The organism is Colwellia sp. MT41, assembly GCF_001444365.1.
Taxonomy (GTDB): domain Bacteria; phylum Pseudomonadota; class Gammaproteobacteria; order Enterobacterales; family Alteromonadaceae; genus Colwellia; species Colwellia marinimaniae.
Map to the genome: position 1 here is coordinate 2,744,167 of NZ_CP013145.1, position 19,991 is coordinate 2,764,157.

14 protein-coding genes are annotated in these 19,991 nt (G+C 40.3%); 4 read left to right on the top strand and 10 right to left on the bottom strand.

Annotation, left to right across the window (positions count from 1 at the left end):
• Positions 1–49 precede the first annotated feature (49 nt).
• From carB to putP, 6 genes are all read right to left on the bottom strand, one after another.
• A complete protein-coding gene (carB, locus tag CMT41_RS11765) occupies positions 50–3,265 on the bottom strand; it encodes a carbamoyl-phosphate synthase large subunit (protein WP_058027369.1) in 3,216 nt (1,071 codons plus the stop codon).
• Between the two features lie 30 nt (positions 3,266–3,295).
• Positions 3,296–4,465 (bottom strand): glutamine-hydrolyzing carbamoyl-phosphate synthase small subunit, encoded by a 1,170-nt coding sequence (gene carA / locus CMT41_RS11770; RefSeq protein WP_058027370.1) that lies wholly within the window; start codon positions 4,463–4,465, stop codon positions 3,296–3,298.
• Between the two features lie 286 nt (positions 4,466–4,751).
• Positions 4,752–5,558: a 4-hydroxy-tetrahydrodipicolinate reductase gene (gene dapB, locus CMT41_RS11775; RefSeq protein ID WP_057181497.1), complete on the bottom strand. Its 807-nt coding sequence runs from the start codon at positions 5,556–5,558 to the stop codon at positions 4,752–4,754.
• A 106-nt stretch (positions 5,559–5,664) separates the two neighbouring features.
• Positions 5,665–6,084: a hypothetical protein gene (locus CMT41_RS11780; RefSeq protein WP_058027371.1), complete on the bottom strand. Its 420-nt coding sequence runs from the start codon at positions 6,082–6,084 to the stop codon at positions 5,665–5,667.
• 105 nt (positions 6,085–6,189) lie between these two features.
• Complete coding sequence (locus CMT41_RS11785) at positions 6,190–6,801, bottom strand: FKBP-type peptidyl-prolyl cis-trans isomerase (RefSeq protein WP_057181499.1); 612 nt, start codon at positions 6,799–6,801, stop codon at positions 6,190–6,192.
• Positions 6,802–7,091: 290 nt separating this feature from the next.
• A complete protein-coding gene (putP, locus tag CMT41_RS11790; protein ID WP_058027372.1) occupies positions 7,092–8,579 on the bottom strand; it encodes a sodium/proline symporter PutP in 1,488 nt (495 codons plus the stop codon).
• Positions 8,580–8,843: 264 nt separating this feature from the next.
• Between putP and CMT41_RS11795 the strand changes: the two genes are divergently transcribed.
• Together CMT41_RS11795 and CMT41_RS11800 are read left to right on the top strand one after the other, a co-directional pair.
• On the top strand, positions 8,844–10,070 hold the full coding sequence (locus tag CMT41_RS11795; RefSeq protein WP_057181501.1) for an EAL and HDOD domain-containing protein: 1,227 nt from the start codon (positions 8,844–8,846) through the stop codon (positions 10,068–10,070).
• Between the two features lie 190 nt (positions 10,071–10,260).
• Positions 10,261–11,592 carry a Na+/H+ antiporter NhaC family protein gene (locus CMT41_RS11800; protein ID WP_058027373.1) on the top strand — a complete coding sequence of 444 codons (1,332 nt, stop codon included), beginning with the start codon at positions 10,261–10,263 and terminating at the stop codon, positions 11,590–11,592.
• Here the strand turns inward: CMT41_RS11800 and ligA are convergent.
• Positions 11,585–13,654, bottom strand: coding sequence for an NAD-dependent DNA ligase LigA (gene ligA, locus CMT41_RS11805; protein WP_058027374.1), 2,070 nt, complete (start codon positions 13,652–13,654; stop codon positions 11,585–11,587). The two genes, CMT41_RS11800 and ligA, sit on opposite strands and share 8 nt — an antisense overlap.
• 149 nt (positions 13,655–13,803) lie before the next feature.
• Positions 13,804–14,985: a cell division protein ZipA gene (gene zipA / locus CMT41_RS11810; protein ID WP_058027375.1), complete on the bottom strand. Its 1,182-nt coding sequence runs from the start codon at positions 14,983–14,985 to the stop codon at positions 13,804–13,806.
• 220 nt (positions 14,986–15,205) lie between these two features.
• Here zipA and cysZ point away from each other — a divergent pair, with 220 nt between their 5' ends.
• Complete coding sequence (cysZ, locus tag CMT41_RS11815) at positions 15,206–15,952, top strand: sulfate transporter CysZ (protein WP_057181505.1); 747 nt, start codon at positions 15,206–15,208, stop codon at positions 15,950–15,952.
• 144 nt (positions 15,953–16,096) lie between these two features.
• Complete coding sequence (locus CMT41_RS11820; protein ID WP_057181506.1) at positions 16,097–16,552, top strand: hypothetical protein; 456 nt, start codon at positions 16,097–16,099, stop codon at positions 16,550–16,552.
• 132 nt (positions 16,553–16,684) lie between these two features.
• On the opposite strand, the gene CMT41_RS11825 is transcribed toward CMT41_RS11820, so the two are convergent.
• Together CMT41_RS11825 and CMT41_RS11830 are read right to left on the bottom strand one after the other, a co-directional pair.
• Positions 16,685–18,574, bottom strand: coding sequence for a M1 family metallopeptidase (locus CMT41_RS11825; protein WP_058027376.1), 1,890 nt, complete (start codon positions 18,572–18,574; stop codon positions 16,685–16,687).
• 300 nt (positions 18,575–18,874) lie between these two features.
• On the bottom strand, positions 18,875–19,771 hold the full coding sequence (locus CMT41_RS11830; RefSeq protein ID WP_231733048.1) for a flagellar protein MotY: 897 nt from the start codon (positions 19,769–19,771) through the stop codon (positions 18,875–18,877).
• Positions 19,772–19,991 lie beyond the last annotated feature (220 nt).

Consider the following 19,991-nt stretch of genomic DNA (forward strand, 5'->3'; position numbering starts at 1 on the left):
CCTTTAAAAAAGTTTTAGATAAGCGTTAGCTTATTTCGGGAAAAACTATTTAGAGCCTTTTGTGTAACTCTTGAATAGAGGTAACTTTACTTCTGTCATCAGCCGAATGTGCCATACAGGTAGCAAAAGCCGCGTTTAAGGTGGTGGTATAAGCCACTTTATAACGTAAGGCGCCACGACGCAATACTTTGGAATCTTCAATGGCTTTACGGCCTTCCGTAGTATTGATGATGTAACTGTATTCGCTGTTTTTAATTCTATCTAGAATATGCGGACGTCCTTCATGCACTTTATTAACACGACGAACAGGAATACCTGCTTCACGTATAATAATTTCAGTGCCATGGGTTGCATCAATATCATAACCTAAATCGACCATAATTCTAGCTAACTCTACTACGCGTTTTTTATCACTATCACGGACAGAAATTAACGCACGACCTGACTTAGGTACACTAACACCCGCGCCTAAACTGGCTTTAGCGTAGGCTTCTTCAAACGTATCACCAACACCCATCACTTCACCGGTTGAGCGCATTTCAGGGCCAACGAGAGGATCGCTGCCATGGAACTTATCAAAAGGAATGACCACTTCTTTCACCGAGAAATACGGTGGAATAACTTCTTTGGTAATCCCTAGCTCTTTTAAGGTTTTACCCGCCATTACCCGTGCGCCAATTTTAGCGAGTGGTACAGCAGTTGCTTTAGAAACAAAAGGTACGGTACGAGCCGCACGTGGGTTAACTTCAATTAAGTAAACCTTACCGTCTTTAACCGCCATTTGCGTATTCATTAAACCAACTACGCCTAATTCAAAGGCTAAAGCCGTTACTTGCTCACGCATGACATCTTGAATTTCTTGGCTTAAACTGTACGCTGGTAATGAACAAGCACTATCGCCTGAGTGTACACCCGCTTGTTCAATATGTTGCATGATACCGCCAATGACTACGTCAGTGCCGTCACAAATCAGGTCAATATCAACTTCAATCGCATCATCAAGGAAGCGATCAAGTAATATTGGCGCATCATTAGAAACACTTACCGCTTCCGTCATATAACGACGTAAATCTTCTAGGTCATAGACGATTTCCATGGCGCGACCACCGAGTACATACGATGGACGTACTACTAATGGGAAACCGATACCTTCAGCTTTTGCCATGGCTTCCTCTACTGAGGTAACCGTGGCATTGTCAGGTTGTAATAAACCTAAACGCTCAACCGCTTGTTGAAAACGTTCTCTGTCTTCTGCTCGGTCAATAGCATCTGGTGAAGTACCAATAATAGGTACACCTGCCTCTTCAAGTGCTCGTGCCAATTTAAGCGGTGTTTGACCACCATATTGCACGATAACACCTACGGGTTTTTCAATACGGACAATTTCAAGTACATCTTCAAAGGTGATTGACTCGAAATATAGTCTATCTGAGGTATCGTAATCGGTAGAGACAGTTTCAGGGTTACAGTTAACCATAATGGTTTCATAACCGTCTTCACGAAGTGCTAATGCCGCGTGAACACAACAATAATCAAACTCAATACCTTGGCCAATACGGTTAGGTCCGCCACCTAGGATCATGATTTTTTTATTATTCGTTGGATTGGCTTCACATTCTTCATCATAGGTTGAATACATGTAAGCGGTATCAGAGCTAAACTCAGCCGCACAAGTATCCACACGCTTGTATACTGGGTAAATATTCGCCGCGTGACGTTTTTTACGCACTTCGGCTTCAGAGACACCAATCAAGTCAGCTAAACGAGAATCGGCAAAACCTTTACGCTTAAGTTTACGTATGTATTCTGGGGTTAAATTAGTTAAACCACCCTCAGCGACTTTGGCTTCATCTAGAATAATGTCTTCAATTTGTACTAAGAACCAACGGTCAACCTTAGTTAAATTATAAACTTCATCTACCGTTAAACCTAAACGGAAAGCATCACCTATATACCAAATTCGGTCAGCGCCCGCTTCTTGCAATTCATGCATGATTTTAGTTTTGGCGCCTGGCTGAGTCACATCAACAATCGAATCAAAGCCATTGACGCCAACTTCTAAACCGCGTAATGCTTTTTGCATTGATTCTTGCATGTTACGGCCAATCGCCATCACTTCACCAACCGATTTCATTTGTGTGGTTAGACGGTCTTCACAACCGGCAAATTTTTCAAAGTTAAAACGTGGGATCTTAGTTACCACGTAATCGATAGTCGGTTCAAATGATGCTGGTGTTTTACCACCGGTAATATCATTGCTTAGTTCATCTAAGGTGTAACCTACCGCTAGCTTAGCTGCGATTTTAGCAATAGGGAAACCTGTTGCTTTAGAAGCTAATGCCGATGAACGAGAAACGCGTGGGTTCATTTCAATAATAACCATACGACCGGTATCTGGACAGATACCAAATTGTACGTTTGAGCCACCTGTTTCCACACCAATTTCACGCAATACTGCCAAAGAGGCATTACGCATGATTTGATATTCTTTATCGGTCAAGGTTTGCGCAGGCGCAACTGTGATTGAATCACCGGTATGAATGCCCATAGGGTCGAAGTTTTCAATCGAACAAACAATGATACAGTTATCATTTTTGTCGCGAACCACTTCCATTTCATACTCTTTCCAACCAATCAAAGATTCATCAATCAATAATTCAGTGGTTGGTGAAAGGTCTAAACCTCGGGTACAAATCTCTTCAAATTCTTCGGTGTTATAAGCAATACCGCCGCCTGAGCCACCCATAGTGAATGACGGGCGAATAATACAAGGGAAACCTAAATGCTTAACGGCTTCATGTGCTTCGGCAATGGTATGGACAATTTCAGCACGTGGGGTATCTAAGCCAATCGATTTCATCGCTTTATCAAAACGACTTCTGTTTTCTGCTTTATCAATGGCATCGGCAGATGCGCCGATCATTTCAACATTAAACTCTTTTAATACACCTTTGGCTTCAAGCTCTAAAGCACAGTTTAATGCAGTTTGACCACCCATAGTCGGTAAAAGCGCACATGGACGTTCTTTTTCAATAATTTTACGCACTACTTCCCAGTGAATGGGTTCGATGTAAGTCGCATCCGCCATATCTGGGTCGGTCATTATCGTTGCTGGGTTAGAGTTAACTAAAATAACTCGGTAACCTTCTTCACGAAGTGCTTTACATGCTTGCGCGCCAGAATAATCAAATTCACAGGCCTGGCCAATAACAATTGGACCAGCACCTAAGATCAAGATACTTTTTATATCTGTACGTTTTCCCATTTCTTTCTCTCTTATCTTATCTGTAGGGGCTTAAGCTTGGCTTGCTTTATAGGTTTTAATTAAATCAATAAAATGGTCAAACAACGGTGCCGCATCTGTTGGACCTGGGCTTGCTTCTGGGTGACCTTGGAAGCTAAACGCCGGTTTGTCGGTGCGATGCATACCTTGTAATGAATCATCAAATAATGATTTATGAGTAATTCTTAAGTTACTTGGTAAACTTTCTTCATCAACGGCAAAACCATGGTTTTGTGACGTGATCATGACCACGTCACGAGCGAAATCTTTCACCGGGTGGTTAGCACCATGATGACCGAACTTCATTTTGATAGTCTTTGCGCCACTTGCTAAGCCAAGTAATTGATGACCTAAACAAATACCAAATAATGGGATTTCTGTTTCTAAGAAGGTTTTAATTGCCGTGATAGCATAGTCACATGGCTCGGGGTCACCTGGGCCATTAGATAAGAAGATACCATCTGGATTCATGGCAAGTACTTCACTTGCTGGTGTTTGTGCTGGTACCACAGTTAATTTACAACCACGGTCAACTAACATACGTAAGATATTTCTTTTCGCGCCAAAATCGTAAGCTACAACATGAAACTCAACTTTTTCTGGTTTAGTGAAACCAGTGCCGCCGTCTTTACCACCGGTAAGTGACCAACTACCTTCCGTCCACTGGTATTGTTCTTTCGTTGAAACCACTTTAGCTAAATCCATACCTTTAAGGCCTGGAAATGCTTTTGCTTGGGAAAGTGCCGCGGTATATTGGCTATCATCGTTAACATCATCAAGTGTTAAAATACAGCCATTTTGAGCACCTTTCTCCCGTAAAATGCGCGTTAATTTACGGGTATCAATCTCGGCGATACCTAAGATGTTATGAGCAATTAAATAATCACTTAAACTCTGTTCATTTCGAAAGTTACTAGCCATTAGAGGCAAGTCGCGGATAACCAGGCCTTTAGCAACAATGCTATCAGACTCTTTATCTTCGCTATTAGTACCGGTATTCCCAATATGTGGGTAAGTCAGGGTAATAATTTGCTCTGCATATGATGGGTCGGTAAGAATTTCCTGATAACCTGTCATTGCGGTGTTAAAAACCACCTCACCAACAGCCGACCCTTGTGCACCAATTGCGATGCCTTTAAAAACAGTGCCGTCTTCAAGCACTAAAATAGCAGATGTAGCCAATGTAACCTCCAAAGAAGAAATAAACGTAAACGCGCATATAACAGCAAGTGCTCCGTGCCTTTGCCCAGTACTTCCTGTATAAAAAAGGATGTCAAAAGCATATTTTTCGCTAAACTTTTGACAAAATCCACTTATTTTACGCTTGTGTTCTAGTTTCGTCTAGTAATAAATTGTAAAAAGTCAGCCTTTTCTAGGTTTTCCTAGCTTTTAATAGCCAAAGGGCTAAAAAGACATCTTATCTCTGATAATACCTTGCTGATACTTAACGAATAGTTCGTTAGCAGTATTAGTCTTTTAAACCCAGTACGTCTTGCATATCATAAAAACCAACATTGGCATCGTGTAACCAAAACGCCGCACGCATAGCCCCTAGCGCAAAGGTCATCCGAGAGCTCGCTTTATGGGTAATTTCAAGACGCTCACCAAGATCGGCAAAAATAACGGTATGTTCACCAACGATGTCGCCGGCTCTAATGGTGGCAAAACCAATGGTTTCTCTATCTCGTTCACCGGTAATACCTTCACGACCATAAACAGCAACTTTATTTAAATCACGCCCTAGCGTATCGGCAATAACTTGCCCCATTTTTATCGCAGTGCCCGATGGTGCATCTTTCTTGAATCTATGATGCGCCTCAAAAATTTCAATATCAGTATAGTCGCCGATTGCTTTAGCGGTAATTTGTAACAATTTCAACATTAAATTAACGCCAACTGATGTATTAGGCGCTAAAATCACTGGCATGGTTTTACCCGCAAGTTCAATAACTTGTACTTGCTCAGTAGAAAACCCTGTAGTACCGATAACTAAAGACTTTTTGTTTTCGTTACACCAAGTAAGGTTTTCTAGGCTGGTTTCGATCGACGTGAAATCAATGAAAACATCGGCAGCAGCCAGTTGCGATAATTGTGTTGAAGTTTTAATACCGATTGCGCCAATTCCCGCCAATTCGCCTAAATCAAAATCGACAAAAGATGAACTAGTACGGACGCTGCCACCAACCAATTCAATACTTGCATGCTCATGAGCTGCCTGAATTAAATTACGGCCCATACGACCACTACAACCTAAAATAGCTACTTTTACTTTCATGTTTTTCTCTATTGTTATATAAGGTAATCGCGGAAAACCGCCGATAAATATTAATTAAAGTGTGACTAGCTACTTAGTTAAACGCACTATTCACTGCGCAGCGATATTACCAAGAAAGTGGCTCCGCTAATGTTAACGAGCTGTCAAGTTCATGAGAAACAACATTCACTATTTTTAATGTCCCCTCATGATCTAACACATGATAAATAGCGGTAAAGTCGGCAAAGACTTGCCCCTGGCCATCGATAAAATCCCAATCTATGCACACTAAATATAACTGTTTACTCACTTGCATAAAAGAAGCTTGCTTGGCAATAATATTACTGGTGCAAGCGTCTTTAAGCTGAGTGAAAATAGTAGAAAATTCTTGCTGACAATCGGCTTGACTGGCGAGCAGTACTATTTTATCAGGTGTATTTAGTGTGCATGGTAAGTGATAACAACCGCTCACCCCTTCAATATCACAGTGTAAAAATGCATTTTGATAGCGTTTAAAAAGCTGCTGTAATCTGCTAGAAATCTGCATAAAACCCTCACCTTTGCTGGTTGAAATGAACCAAATTGTGTTGCTGCAACTTGTTTTAGCTTAAAAAAAAGCCCTCAATTGAGGGCTTTCATTATAATACGATATTTACTTGATGCTTAATAATTCAACTTCAAATACTAACGTAGCATAAGCAGGAATACTACCTTGTGAACCGCGTTCACCGTAAGCTAAATCATAAGGAATAGTTAATTTCCACTTGCTACCTTCAGTCATTAACTGTAATGCTTCAGTCCAACCAGCAATAACGCCTTTTACAGGGAACTCAGCCGGTTGGCCACGGTCAACTGAACTATCAAAGACATCACCGTTAGTAAATGTACCGTGATAATGCACAGATACAGTGCTATCTGCTGATGGCTTTTCGCCTTCACCTGTTACTAATACTTCGTATTGTAAACCAGACTCAGTAACCGTCACTTCATCACGTTTAGCATTTTCGGCTAAGAATTTTTCGCCTTCAGCTGAAGCTTCTTTAGCAACTGCTTGTTCTTGCTCTTCTATTTTTTTAGAAACCACAGAAAAAGCTTCGTTTAGGTCTTCATCTGAAACTTGGCTAGTAGCATCAGCTAATGCATCAGAGATACCCGCTTGTACCGCAGTGATATCAAAATCTTTAAAAGGGTTGTTGCGAAGTTGGTCACCTAATTGACGACCTACGCCATAGCTAACACGTTGTTCAGTAGTATCAAAATTCATCGGTATATAAACTCCAGACTATCAGTAGTCTTTAAAATGATTAATTTGTTTTAAACGCTTAATTAAAACTTATGATTAAAGTAAGCAAAATTAATCGAAGGTTTAAAAATTAGCGCGATTCTAGCATAAAAGCTCTAATGCGAACAACTTGAAATTAGCGCGTAACAAGAGTAACGCCCTCTATTTTTGAGCTCTAGATATGAAGCTAATCATCGGAGTTGAAAATAAAAAGCTAGTAACTTGATGTTACTAGCTTTTCAAATTACATGGGTTCTTAAAAAAGGGGTAACTTATTTATGATGCGTTAACATTTCATCAAAGGTAATCGTTATTTGCTCTTCCACCTTAGGGGAGAGTTTACTGACCAGATAAATAGCCAATGAACAAACCACAAAACCTGGCACTATTTCATACATAAGTGCACTAAGTGTTTGGCCATTGATGGTAATAGGTGCATAAATCCAGATAAGCACGGTTACCGCACCACTGACTATGCCGGCTAATGCGCCATTTCGCGTCATACCTTTCCAATATAAACAGCCAATAACAACAGGACCAAACGCGGCACCAAAACCGGCCCAAGCATTACTGACTAAACTGAGAATACTACTATCACGGTCATAAGCTAAATAAATAGCCACTAATGCCACCAGAAAAACTGAAATTCTACCCACTAATACCAGTTGTTTTTCACTGGCATCTTGATGTAAAAAAGCTTGATAAAAGTCGCCGGTAAGCGAGCTAGAAGTCACCAGTAACTGTGAAGATATCGTACTCATTATCGCCGCTAGTATTGCTGCCAATAAAAAACCTGCAATTAACGGGCTAAAGAGTAACTGTGATAAAACAATAAAAATGGTTTCGGGATCATCTAGCTTTATCCCTGTTTTAGCCACATAAGCAATACCGGCGAAACCTGTTGCCATCGCGCCAATAATCGCAACTATCATCCAAGTCATACCAATACGACGCGCGGTTGGCATATCTTTAACACTACGAATAGCCATAAAACGCACAATAATATGCGGCTGGCCAAAATAACCTAAGCCCCAAGCCATAGCGGAAATAATACCAAGAGCACTAACGCCGCTAAAAACATTTAATAGCTCAGGGTTTATCGCGGCAATAGTGTTTTGCATTTCGGCTATGCCGCCAACTGCATTTATCGTAACAATAGGCACTAATACTAAGGCGACAAACATAATACAGCCCTGAACAAAGTCGGTTAAACTTACCGCTAAAAAACCGCCAAATAAGGTATAAGCAACCACCACACCAGCGGTAACATATAAACCGACTTCGTAATTTAAACCAAAAGAGCTTTCAAATAATTTACCGCCAGCAACAAGACCGCTAGAGGTATATAAGGTAAAAAATACCACGATGACCAGAGAGGATACTATGCGTAATAAGCGGGATTTGTCATTAAAACGATTTTCAAAAAAATCAGGCAAGGTAATGGAGTCATTCGCTATTTCGGTATAGGTTCTTAAGCGTGGCGCGACCACTACGTAATTAAGAAACGCACCGATAACTAAGCCAATAGCAATCCAAATACTACTCAGGCCACTAATATACATAGCGCCGGGTAAACCCATCAACATCCAACCACTCATATCAGAAGCGCCCGCCGACAATGCTGCAACACTTGGCGATAAACTGCGGCCACCTAACATATAACCGGCAACATCACTGGTTGATTTTTTGTAAGCGTATAACCCAATTAAGATCATGACGACAAAATAAAGTGCTAACGAAATTAAAGTACCTAGAGCCAAAGTAATTACCTGTAATATGTAAAGTTGTTAATCAGTAAGCTCGCTAACCTAGCAAAAATGACGGCATAAATAAACCTTAGTCAAGTAAGTGAATCTAGTCCTAAACTATCACGAATGTAAACTGCTAACGTTAATGACAGGTAAATAAGAAGAAAAATACCGCTAAAAACGTAAACTAATTCAAAAAACTAATGCAAAAAAAACCGCTATACCATATATTTAATAGTAATTAACCTATAGAGCCTGAGCTAGTTAACGACATTTATGAATTTTTATGCTGCAAGACAACCAATATTAGATAAAAGTAAAAAACTGTTTGCTTATGAATTGCTTTTCAGAGATAGCATAGACAATGTATTTCCTGATATAGATGGTGATGAAGCGACTAGCAAAATAATTGAAGCTACCCAATTTAATATGGGCATCAGTGAGTTTACCGGTAATAAAGCGGCCTTTATCAACTTTACGCTGGAAACCATGGAGAAAGGTTACCCTGAAATGCTTCGCCCCGACGAGGTAGTGGTTGAAATTCTTGAAACAGTGAAGCCAGGCAAAAAACTGCTGGCGCTCTGTAAAGCATTACACCAAAAAGGCTACACTATCGCGTTAGATGATTATGAGCACAAAAAGGTTTGGGCACATTTCTACCCTTATATAAAAATAATCAAAATTGATATTCAGCAAAGCAGTATTGATGACATTATAGAAGTTCTTGCTGCCATTAAAGATCACCCTCATATTAAAATGTTGGCTGAAAAAGTAGAAACCTATGAAGAATACAATGAAATGCTGCAACTCGGCTTTGATTACTTTCAAGGGTATTTCTTTGCCAAGCCTGAAATGATAAAAACTAAAAGTTTATCGCCATCACAAATAGCGATGGCCGAGTTACTTTATGAAACGTCTAAAACTGAACTTGATTTAAACAGTATCACCCGGGTGTTTGAACGCGATGTTTCGCTGTCTTATAAATTATTGCGTTATGCTAACTCCGCTATTTTCAAACGCCGCAACGAAATATCTACCATTAAACAAGCGTTAGTCATTTTAGGCTCTAGCGAATTAAAGCGATTTATTGGTTTAATGTTTGCTGTTACAGCAAATCCAGATAAACCTTCCGAATTAATTAACATGGCCATGACCAGAGCAAAATTTTGTGAATTGGTAGCCAAGGACATTCGCTCACAACTTAATGAATCAATAGCCTTTTTAATAGGGCTATTATCAATGATTGACGCTATATTAGATGAAGATATGGCTACCGTATTAGAAAAGCTACCGCTATCAGCAGAAATTAAAGAGCCGCTACTAACAAAAAAAGGCCTTATGGCGGCCATTATTAAATTAGTTGAATTTATCGAGCATGCCCAGTGGGATAAAACCACTTTGGTCATGGAGAAATTAAAGCTCGATAAAGATAAAGTGATCGAGCATTACAACCAAGCCCTTGCTTGGGCCGATGAACAAACAAAAACTACACTTGAGCATTAACTCGCTTAAAGCACTATTTACTAGCAGAAAGCAATGCACTTTACCTCGCTGATAAGGTCAACTATTGAATAGTTGACCTTTTTTATCGCCGGTCTTTTTCTAAAAACATTTAGCCATCTAAACATCCACATTGACAGGGCCGATTTTACTTTTATAATGCTGTCATCAACTTATTTTATGCAGCTCTGTTATGACCAATAAAGATAGCCCGCAAGAAAACTTATTTGCCCTACTGCCATTTGCCATTTTTTTAGGGCTTTTTCTCGGTACCGGTATTATTTTAACGCTACAAGGGGTAGATTTTGCTTTTTATCAACTGCCGGCAAGCATTGCTATTATTCCCGCCATTATAGTGTCAATGGCCCTAGGCAAAATTTTATTTAAAAGCTCTATCGATAAACAAGTGACACAATTTATCAGTGGTGCTGGTCATGCCAATATAACCACCATGTGCATTATCTATCTACTTGCCGGTGCCTTTGCCGTGGTAGCTAAATCAACAGGCAGTGTTGATGCCAGTGTGCAACTCGGTTTAGCGGTATTCCCGGATTATTTACTACTACCTGGTTTATTCCTGGTGGCCGCTTTTTTATCTACCGCCATGGGCACATCAATGGGTACCATTGCCGCTATTGCCCCTGTTGCTCTTGGTTTTATTGAATCGGCAAATTTAGATGCCGCCTTAGTTGCCGGCTGTTTAGTTTCCGGCGCCATATTTGGTGATAATTTGTCAATTATTTCGGATACCACCATTGCCTCTACGCGCAGTCAAGGCGCGCACATGAAAGATAAATTTCGGGTTAACTTTAAATTTGCCATTCCTGCGGCCTTGATCTGCTTGATAATATTTTCAGTATTAGGTGGTGAGGTGAACCATGAATTGAACAGCGAGGCGGCAGTTGCTGGTTTAATTCCTTACGTGGTCATTCTGGTATTAGCCTTGATGGGGGTAAATGTTTTTGTGGTCTTAATCTTAGGTATTGTTTTAGCCGCGGCCATAGGTATGGTCAGCAATGGTTATCAATTATCGGCTTGGCTAAAAGATATCACTGCCGGCTTCGCCAGCATGCAAGACATCTTTATATTATCTTTATTTATCGGTGGTTTGAGTGAGCTTGTACGTCAACAAGGTGGCTTATCCGCTTTAACGCGAGTGATAAAAAACCTCGCCAGAAAACTAACACCTAATAATAACAAACGGGCTGCCGCTCTTGGTATTGCTGGACTGGCCTTCGTTTGTAATTTTTTTACTGCCAACAATACAGTATCCATTATAGTCACCGGGGATACCGCTAAAAACCTTGCTACTGATGGTGGCTTATCCCCAGCTGAATCCGCCAGTTTACTTGATGTGTTCGCTTGTATTAACCAAGGTATATTACCTTATGGCGCGCAGGCGCTATTACTTGGCGCAACGTTACAGATATCACCACTGTCGGTAGCAAGTCATGCCTTTTACCCTATGGTACTGTTTTTTGTCGCCGGCTTTGCTTTTTGGCGATTAACCCGCAAAGCTAAATAGTCACACCATGCTCGCTAAGTAATGCCACCAAGGCATCCTCAGTAAGTATCGAGATACCTAAGTCTTGCGCTTTAGTTAGTTTTGAGCCGGCCTTATCACCGGCAACAACAAAGTGGGTTTTCTTCGAAACACTGCCAGACACTTTCGCGCCTAATGATTGCAACGCTGTTTTTGCCTCTGCTCTGCCCATTTGCGTTAACGTGCCCGTTAAGACAAAAACCTGCTCGTTAAGAGGTAACTGCTCAGCCGATTTCATTTCGATAGTAGGCCAATTCATCACCGCGCTTAGCCCAGCAACCACAGCTAAGTTATGCTCTTCTTTAAAAAAGTTAATGATATTTCTCGCGACAATTTCGCCGACATCACTGACATCTTGTAATGCTTCAAGGGATGCACTTTCAATGGCCGTTAAGGTATAGAAATGATTCGCCAAGTTAGCTGCCGTTGCTTCACCTACTTCCCGTATACCTAAGCCATAAATAAATTTCGCTAAGCTGGTATTTTTTGCTTTTTCAAGGCCAGCGATTAAATTAGTCGCTGACTTCTTACCCATGCGCGCCATCATACTGACCTGAATTTCGGTCAGTTTAAATAAATCAGCCGGGGTATTAATCAAATTTTCATCAACAAGCTGCTCAACAAGTTTATCGCCTAATCCGTCGACATCATGGGCTTTTCGAGAAGCAAAGTGTTTAATCGCTTCTTTTCGTTGCGCCGCACAAAAGAGCCCCGCCGTACACCTAAGTACCGCTTCACCCTCTGGTTTAGCCACCGCAGAGTCACACACGGGACACGTGGTCGGAAAGACAATATCTAGGGCATTATCCGGTCGTTTATCCACTACCACACTAACAATTTGCGGAATAACATCACCCGCTCGGCGAATAACGACGGTGTCATTTATTTTCAACCCTAAGCGAGTAATTTCATCTTGGTTATGTAGGGTCGCATTAGAAACCGTCACGCCACCGACAAAAATAGGTTTTAACCGAGCCACTGGGGTAATGGCGCCGGTACGTCCAACTTGAAACTCAACATCTTCGACACAGGTTAACTCTTCTTCAGCTGGGAATTTATAAGCAATGGCCCAGCGTGGCGCGCGAGCGACAAAACCCAAGCGTTGTTGTAAAGATATATCATCAACCTTGAATACGGTACCGTCAATTTCATAACTTAAGGCGCTACGTTTAGCCAAGATATCTTGATAAAAACCATCAGCTGCTTGTTCATTGGCCAGTAAACGTACTTCTGGACACATAGGTAAACCGAGTGTTTTAAGCTGGCACAGCCTTTGGTGGTGTGAGTCGGCAAAGAATTCATGGGTTAAGTCTTTGCTTTCGCCATTAGCAGCGGTGAAATCACCAACAAATCCTAAACTATAGGCGTAAAAGGCTAAATTACGCTTAGCGGTGATTTTGGAATCAAGTTGTCGTAGGCTGCCCGCAGCGGCATTACGGGGATTAGCAAAACCTTTGTCACCACGTTTGTTAGCCAGTTCATTTAAGGCATTAAAGCTGGCTTTAGGCATAAAAACTTCGCCACGTACTTCAACAATACTCGGAAAATCTTTACCTGCTATGCCCCTTAATTTCAGTGGAATGGATTTAATGGTACGTATGTTGGTGGTAATATTTTCACCGACACGGCCATCACCACGTGTAGCTGCCTGTACTAAAATGCCTTGCTCATACCGTAAACTTACCGCTAAGCCATCTAATTTAGGCTCAGCACAAAAAGCCAAGGACTGATCGCTATTCAACCTATCTTTGACACGCTTAACAAAAGCATGAAAATCATCTAGAGAAAAGACATTATCAAGGGAAAGCATTGGCTGTTGGTGAGTGACTTGAGTAAAGGATTTTAAGGCTTGCCCACCAACTTTTTGGCTAGGTGAATCAATGGTCTTTAGCTCAGGGTTTTCAGTTTCTAAAGCAATTAATGCGTTCATTAAGCGATCATATTCAGCATCAGGTACGCTAGGTTGATCTAATAGATAATATTCATGATTGTATTGATTAAGCTGCTGTTGCAATTGGCTAATTTTATCTTCGGCATTTGACATAAAAATAATTCACTAAGGTTGATAGTTTACATTATGGCAACTCGGTTAGATTGAATAAGAAGCTGACACAAATAGATGAAAGGTTATAAAGAAAATAAAAACGGGCCAAAGGCCCGCTAGAATAGTTAGATGACTAACCCTACTTAGGATTAGCCTACTAGGGCAATACGATTTTTACGATCAAATTCTCTTATTTTACTTAAGTAGTGTTGCTCAGTTTGTTTAGTCAGGACATTGCGTTTGTCATCGATAACCTGGCCATTAAACTCTTGCGCTAACTGCTTAGCGGCATTGAGCATTTGTGCAAAAACATAAAAAGGGTCACCGGCATTAGGTAAGGTCATAAATAAACTGACACCCCGGGTGGCGAAGCTTTCCATGGTATCTAAGTCGAAGGCCCCTGGGTTCATGATGTTAGCTAAACTAAAGGTCACTTTACCGTTACCGGCATTATCTTCGTGGCGATGAAAAATATTCATTTCACCATATTTAAGGCCTAGGGTCAGTAAACTTGGTAGTAATGCGGCACCAAACATTTGCTGATTAGCGGGCATGACCACAGATAAAATAATGACTTGTGGCTCTATTTGAGTTTTAACCTTGTTAGCTTCAATAGCACGTTCATTTAGCTGATTATCAAAATCTTTTTCAATTTGCTCACGTTTTAATGACACTTTTGGTATCACTTTATTAACTTTCTTAATGGGTGTACGTGTCGGCTTAGCTTGTGTAACCGGTTGATCATATAAAGGTTCAAAATGGATCGTTGGCTCTATCGGCTCTTGCACCACACTAGCATTGGCTGACTTACTTGCAGGTGTTAACTCATCACCTAATTCACCTTTAGAAAATTGACTGCTCTTATCTTCTATAGAGCCTTCTTGAGAATTTTCTTGAGCATCGTCTTTAAACCAGTCATCTTCAAGGCAGTTATCTAATGGTTGAACTACGCTATTCGCAACTTTTTCATCTTGGCCTTCAGTAACCTGGCCAGCAAGTTCACTTAACACATCCTTTTTTATTAATATTTGGCTTTTAGACAGGTCCTCGGGTAACTGCACACCTGTGGTCAAAACATGCTCAGCTACAGCCTCATCGTCAAGATTTAGTTGGTCATTTATTACACTAGAGGTAACTTTTATCTGCCCTACTCCATCTTGATCAAAACCTTTACCATCAAAGTCGCGGGTAATTGGCTCAACCTTATTTTTAGATGTTTGTAGTTTATAGGGATTTTTTTGTTTTCTTATTGTCCATAAGCCATGAATAAATATTGCGGTAATAACAATGGCGCTAAGTATAATTAAGACGTTTCTGAAGTTATCTTCCATTTCCAGCCTGCTTACTCTCTTGATTGCTGTTTTTTATGCGAATATTATCGCTATATATTAAAGGAAACTTTAGCAGAAATTTAGGCGGTTTGTAACAAGTTAATCGGGTAATAGTATGAAAGAATGTATTATGCCCGTTACCAATCAAGCTGCATTTTGCATGGTAAAGAGTATATACTCACACGAAGAATAACAGTCAGTTAGGATCAGTTTAACCCCCATGTCTCATTCATCTAAACAAGCACCTATTACACACAGTGGCGCCAGTTACTTTTTACAAGGCTTTAGTCTGATAAGGCAAAAAGGTGTCCGTCGTTTTGTACTTATCCCTCTAGTAATCAATACACTACTGTTTAGTATTGCTTTTTATTTTGTCTATCTAGAGTTTGCTAGCTATATGACCAGCATTATGGCTTGGTTACCTAGTTGGCTGGATTGGTTAACTGTCATACTGTGGCCTTTAGCGGTACTTACTATCCTGGTGATTTTTTCATTTGTCTTTAGTACTGTTGCCAATTGGCTGGCAGCACCCTTTAATGGCTTATTGTCCGAAAAAATGGAGGCGATTTTACGCGGACAGCAAGCGCCCAAGGGCGAGATGCTCGACATAGTTAAAGATATTCCAAGAACATTGACTCGAGAATGGCAAAAATTGAGTTATTATTTACCTCGTGCTCTTGGATTTTTCATTATGTTGTGGATTTTACCCATTTTAGGCCAAATTATATGGTTCTTATTTATTGCCTGGATGATGGCAATACAATATAAAGATTACCCCTTTGATAATCACAAAGTGCCTTTTGCCAAAATGAAGGAAATATTAAAACAAAACCAAGGACTGAGTTATAGCTTTGGTATCACAGTTGCGGTATTTTCAATGATCCCCATAGTAAACCTTATCGTTATGCCTGTGGCCATTTGTGGCGCTACCGCTTTATGGGTGGATTACTACCAAGACAAGGTGTAAACCCTATAACAATCAAAGCCATTGCGCTTGGTACTGCGCTTTATGGCTTTTTTTATGCTATTTTTTTATGCTGATATCGCGTTAGTGCTAAAAATCGTATATATTTAAATGATATAAAAACAAATATGAACGGAAGTGACTTAAATGAAAGTAAAACAAGCTGTTAAGCATTTTACCTTACTCACTATGACGCTAGTTGCTGTTAGTGCATGCTCTTCAACACCAGATATTGAAGAGCAACCTACGCAAGCCGCAGTTGTGGTCGAGCCTATTATTGAAGAGTTTTTCATTGAAGAGCAAGAAGACGTTATCAGTGCGGTGATTAATAACGGGGTTATTGCTATCCCAGTGTTAGCAGATGCGCAAATTTTTGCTGAGTTTAGTGACGCCCTACCGGCCGTAATGAACTATTTCACCAATGCCAGCGAAGCACAAGTTATCGAATTTTATCAACAAGCCTTCGGCGCTTCATATTCACAAGAGCGTAAACGCGACCGATTGACGCTGAAATATCAAGAGGGGGAAGAAACCATGCGTGTGGTTATTTCACAACAAAATAAAAAGCGCCAAGTCGATGTGATTATTGAAAGTAAGATGTAATATCACTGCTAGCTAACGTGACTAAATAATAATGACGCAACTAAAATAAAAAAAGGGCTCAATGTTTTCACATTGAGCCCTTTTTTATCGCGTATTTTTCATCTAGCTTTTATTGAGCAAGATTTCCCTCAACTATTTCAATACACTATCAACACTGCCTTGTGCTAAGCCGTGGTAGCCTGGGCGCGCTTGTTGATAAACTTCAATAGCCCATGCCTTATTTTCTGCTTGCTTCGCTAGTTCTTTATACAAAGGCACAATCAGTTTACGACGACCTATACCCTTCAGGTATTTAGCCATTTCGGGGTAAACCTCCTTATATCCAACGCGAATTGATAATAAGTACCAAGCATGAGCAATTTCAGCATTTTTACTTGTGGTTAAGTTAAAGGCTTTATCTAAGCTGACCATGCGATCTTGATTAACATCAAGGGGTAAGTTATTGATAAAGTGCAACCATTCATGCAAAGTCCATTGAGCGGTAGGTAATTCTGCCAAAGTTAACTCATCAGCAATGAGTTGTGTAATTTGCTTATCAATAACGGTAAAAGCGTCAGATATAGGCTGTGGCGCATAACTTGGCAATCCTGCCTTGAAAATCCACTCATTGATTTCGCTATCGCTAACAATATTAGGGTACTTATCGGTTAAGTTAGCTTTTAAGTATTTAATAAAGTTTTTGGTACCTATGCTTTGGAAAGCATGGCTCTCAAAATACTCGAGGACAAAGGCATCAAAACGTTCACGACCAAACTGCTGTTCTAGGTACATTAAGAATAACTGACCTTTAACATAAGGCACACCCGAGAAGGCATCATCCGGATCACGGCCTTTTAAATCGATATAAAGCTTAGTATCACCTGGGGCAAGTTCTAATAATTCAGCATTTAAATCTTGCACACCAAGCGCTTGTTCCATTACCGCACGCTCAGTACCAAAGACGGCTTCCATAATGCGATTTTCAACATAACTGGTAAAACCTTCGTTTAACCAAAGATCACGCCAGCTTTCGTTAGTAACCAAGTTACCTGACCAAGAATGAGCAAGTTCATGAGCAATTAAGTTAACTAAGCTTTTATCACCGGCAACCACGGTTGGTGTGATAAACGAAAGACGTGGATTTTCCATACCACCAAAAGGAAAGCTTGGTGGTAACATCAACAAGTCGTAACGACCCCAACGATATTTACCATACATTTCTTCGGCTTTATCAATCATCGCTTGAGTATCATCAAATTCTGCAACGGCCGCATCTAAAATATAAGACTCGGCATAAATACCTGTTTGATGGCTCATTGCTTTAAACTGCAGATCACCGACAGCAAGGGCAATTAAATAAGGAGGAATTGCTTGTGGCATTGAGAAAAAATAGTCGCCATCTCGCTCAGTACCTGGTTCATTATTAGCACTCATTACCGCTAATAAATCTTTATCGGTAGTAATACGTGCAGTGTAAGTTACTCGAACACTCGGGGTATCTTGAATAGGAATCCAAGAGCGGGCATGAATGGCTTGGTTTTGACTAAATAAAAATGGTTTTTCTTTACCCGCCGTTTGCTCAGCCGATAACCATTGTAAGCCTGAAGCTTTTTCAGTTGAGTGATAGTAGATACGCACTTTTTCAGCGTTAAACTGGGTATCTATGGTTAGTTTGCTACCTAAAACGTCATCACGCTTGGCAAGTTTATAATTAACCTTTAGCCACTGACCTTGGCTATTTTTTGCCATAATGCGGTGGATAACAAGATCACGGGTATCCAAAATCAATGGCGTTTTGTTATCGGTCATCCAATCGAGTGAAAGTTCCGCAAAACCCGACAAAGATTTTTTATCAAAATCGACATTTAGATCAAGATATACATGAGTCGCTTTAACTTGGTCATAATTAGCGTAAGTATAGGTATCCGTTAGTTTAGACACTTTAGCGTGTTGAGGTTCTACTCCTTCATGCGCCCACGTAATTGGCGCAACTGACACTGATAAAGTGCCGAGTAACAAGCAAAGTTTTGAAAAATGTTTCATGACATTTAACCCTTTAAAATAAAAAATTGTACTTTTACCATTTTACATAAAAAACATGCACACTAAGCATGACAGGGTCGACATTAGAATAAACAAAGCCTTGCCTATTCGCCGTTAAACTCTCGCTAAGTGAGCTATTTTTATACTCATTGGTATTAAATAGAGCACAAACAAAAACAGGCCTGTAGATTACTGTGAATCTACAGGCCTGTTCAATACTTTACTTTAGATTTTATTAACTTTCTATGCCGTTAGTAGCAAGTATTATTTACAGCAGTTAAATAAAACAGGGTAAATAAGTTAAGGCTTTTGCATTTGAATAACCACTCGGCGGTTTTTTCCTCGACCTAGTGTGGTGTCATTAGAAGCAATATGACGTTTTTCTCCGTAACCTTTCGCGGCAATTCGACTAATATCAATACCATTTTGCACAAAATAATCTCTTATTTTTTCGGCGCGGCGTTCCGATAACTTTAAGTTTGACCAACGGCCACCATAGCTATCAGAATAAGCTCCAATCAATACCAGTTCTAAGTCGGGATCTAGGCTCAAATACTCACGAATCATATCGATACGCCTTTGTGATGCCTTAGTAAATTTATCACTACTCGATTGATAGTTCAGTACGGTATAAGCGATATCTTCAAAGCTGTAGTTAAGCAGATTACCTACACAGCCAACAAAATCTTTATAAGCTTTTTTAAAGCGCGCTGTTGATAGCCCAACCGATATTTTATCTTGTTCGCTATACCAGTCGTTATAATAAAAGGTCGGACTCATGCCTTGCTCTAGTTCACTTAACATTGTCCAAGCAACCTTTTTTGGTAGGGTTGGCTTAAATTGCTTATGTAATTTCATCGTCGCTAACGTGCGAGAGCCCACACCGGGTTGCCAGTTAGGTGCAACACTGCGAACTTCTGCTAAGGAGTAGTTATCGGGTAACAGCATCATATCTAGCTCAAACTCCATATTAAGCTTGCGGCTGGCTTTGGCTGAGAAGCGCGCTTCACCATAACGAGGGATTTGATGTGACAAGGTGCACTTCAGGCGTGAATCAGCAGAGAGCTGCCATTGTGAAGTATGGATATCAGCGCTATATTGACGGATGCCGGCATGTGTTCCACTGACAAGCAAACTAGCGGTTAAGCTAGCGAGGACAAGAAAAGAAGAACTCATTGCTGCGATGATTGGTTTCATAATTATGCACAATATTGAAAGCGGTAACGGGCCTATACACTTTAGCCTATATTAGATATATAAAGGTATCGTCATAAACCTAGATAACTTTAGCATTATATCAATGAAATAGCGCTTTTCATGGTAAAAACAGTCTAACTTGCCGAGAAATCACTTTCATTGTCGTTTTTAAATTAACTTTCTGCGATAATCCCCGGCATTACTTTTCCCTTTTCATTAC

Coding starts and splice junctions, on each gene's coding strand:
- zipA (WP_058027375.1), bottom strand. CDS start 14,985: ATGGAAGATAACTTCAGAAACGTCTTAATTATACTTAGCGCCATTGTT.
- CMT41_RS11795 (WP_057181501.1), top strand. CDS start 8,844: ATGAATTTTTATGCTGCAAGACAACCAATATTAGATAAAAGTAAAAAA.
- CMT41_RS11820 (WP_057181506.1), top strand. CDS start 16,097: ATGAAAGTAAAACAAGCTGTTAAGCATTTTACCTTACTCACTATGACG.
- CMT41_RS11785 (WP_057181499.1), bottom strand. CDS start 6,801: ATGAATTTTGATACTACTGAACAACGTGTTAGCTATGGCGTAGGTCGT.
- carB (WP_058027369.1), bottom strand. CDS start 3,265: ATGGGAAAACGTACAGATATAAAAAGTATCTTGATCTTAGGTGCTGGT.
- cysZ (WP_057181505.1), top strand. CDS start 15,206: ATGTCTCATTCATCTAAACAAGCACCTATTACACACAGTGGCGCCAGT.
- CMT41_RS11800 (WP_058027373.1), top strand. CDS start 10,261: ATGACCAATAAAGATAGCCCGCAAGAAAACTTATTTGCCCTACTGCCA.
- CMT41_RS11780 (WP_058027371.1), bottom strand. CDS start 6,084: ATGCAGATTTCTAGCAGATTACAGCAGCTTTTTAAACGCTATCAAAAT.
- ligA (WP_058027374.1), bottom strand. CDS start 13,654: ATGTCAAATGCCGAAGATAAAATTAGCCAATTGCAACAGCAGCTTAAT.
- CMT41_RS11825 (WP_058027376.1), bottom strand. CDS start 18,574: ATGAAACATTTTTCAAAACTTTGCTTGTTACTCGGCACTTTATCAGTG.
- CMT41_RS11830 (WP_231733048.1), bottom strand. CDS start 19,771: ATGAAACCAATCATCGCAGCAATGAGTTCTTCTTTTCTTGTCCTCGCT.
- dapB (WP_057181497.1), bottom strand. CDS start 5,558: ATGAAAGTAAAAGTAGCTATTTTAGGTTGTAGTGGTCGTATGGGCCGT.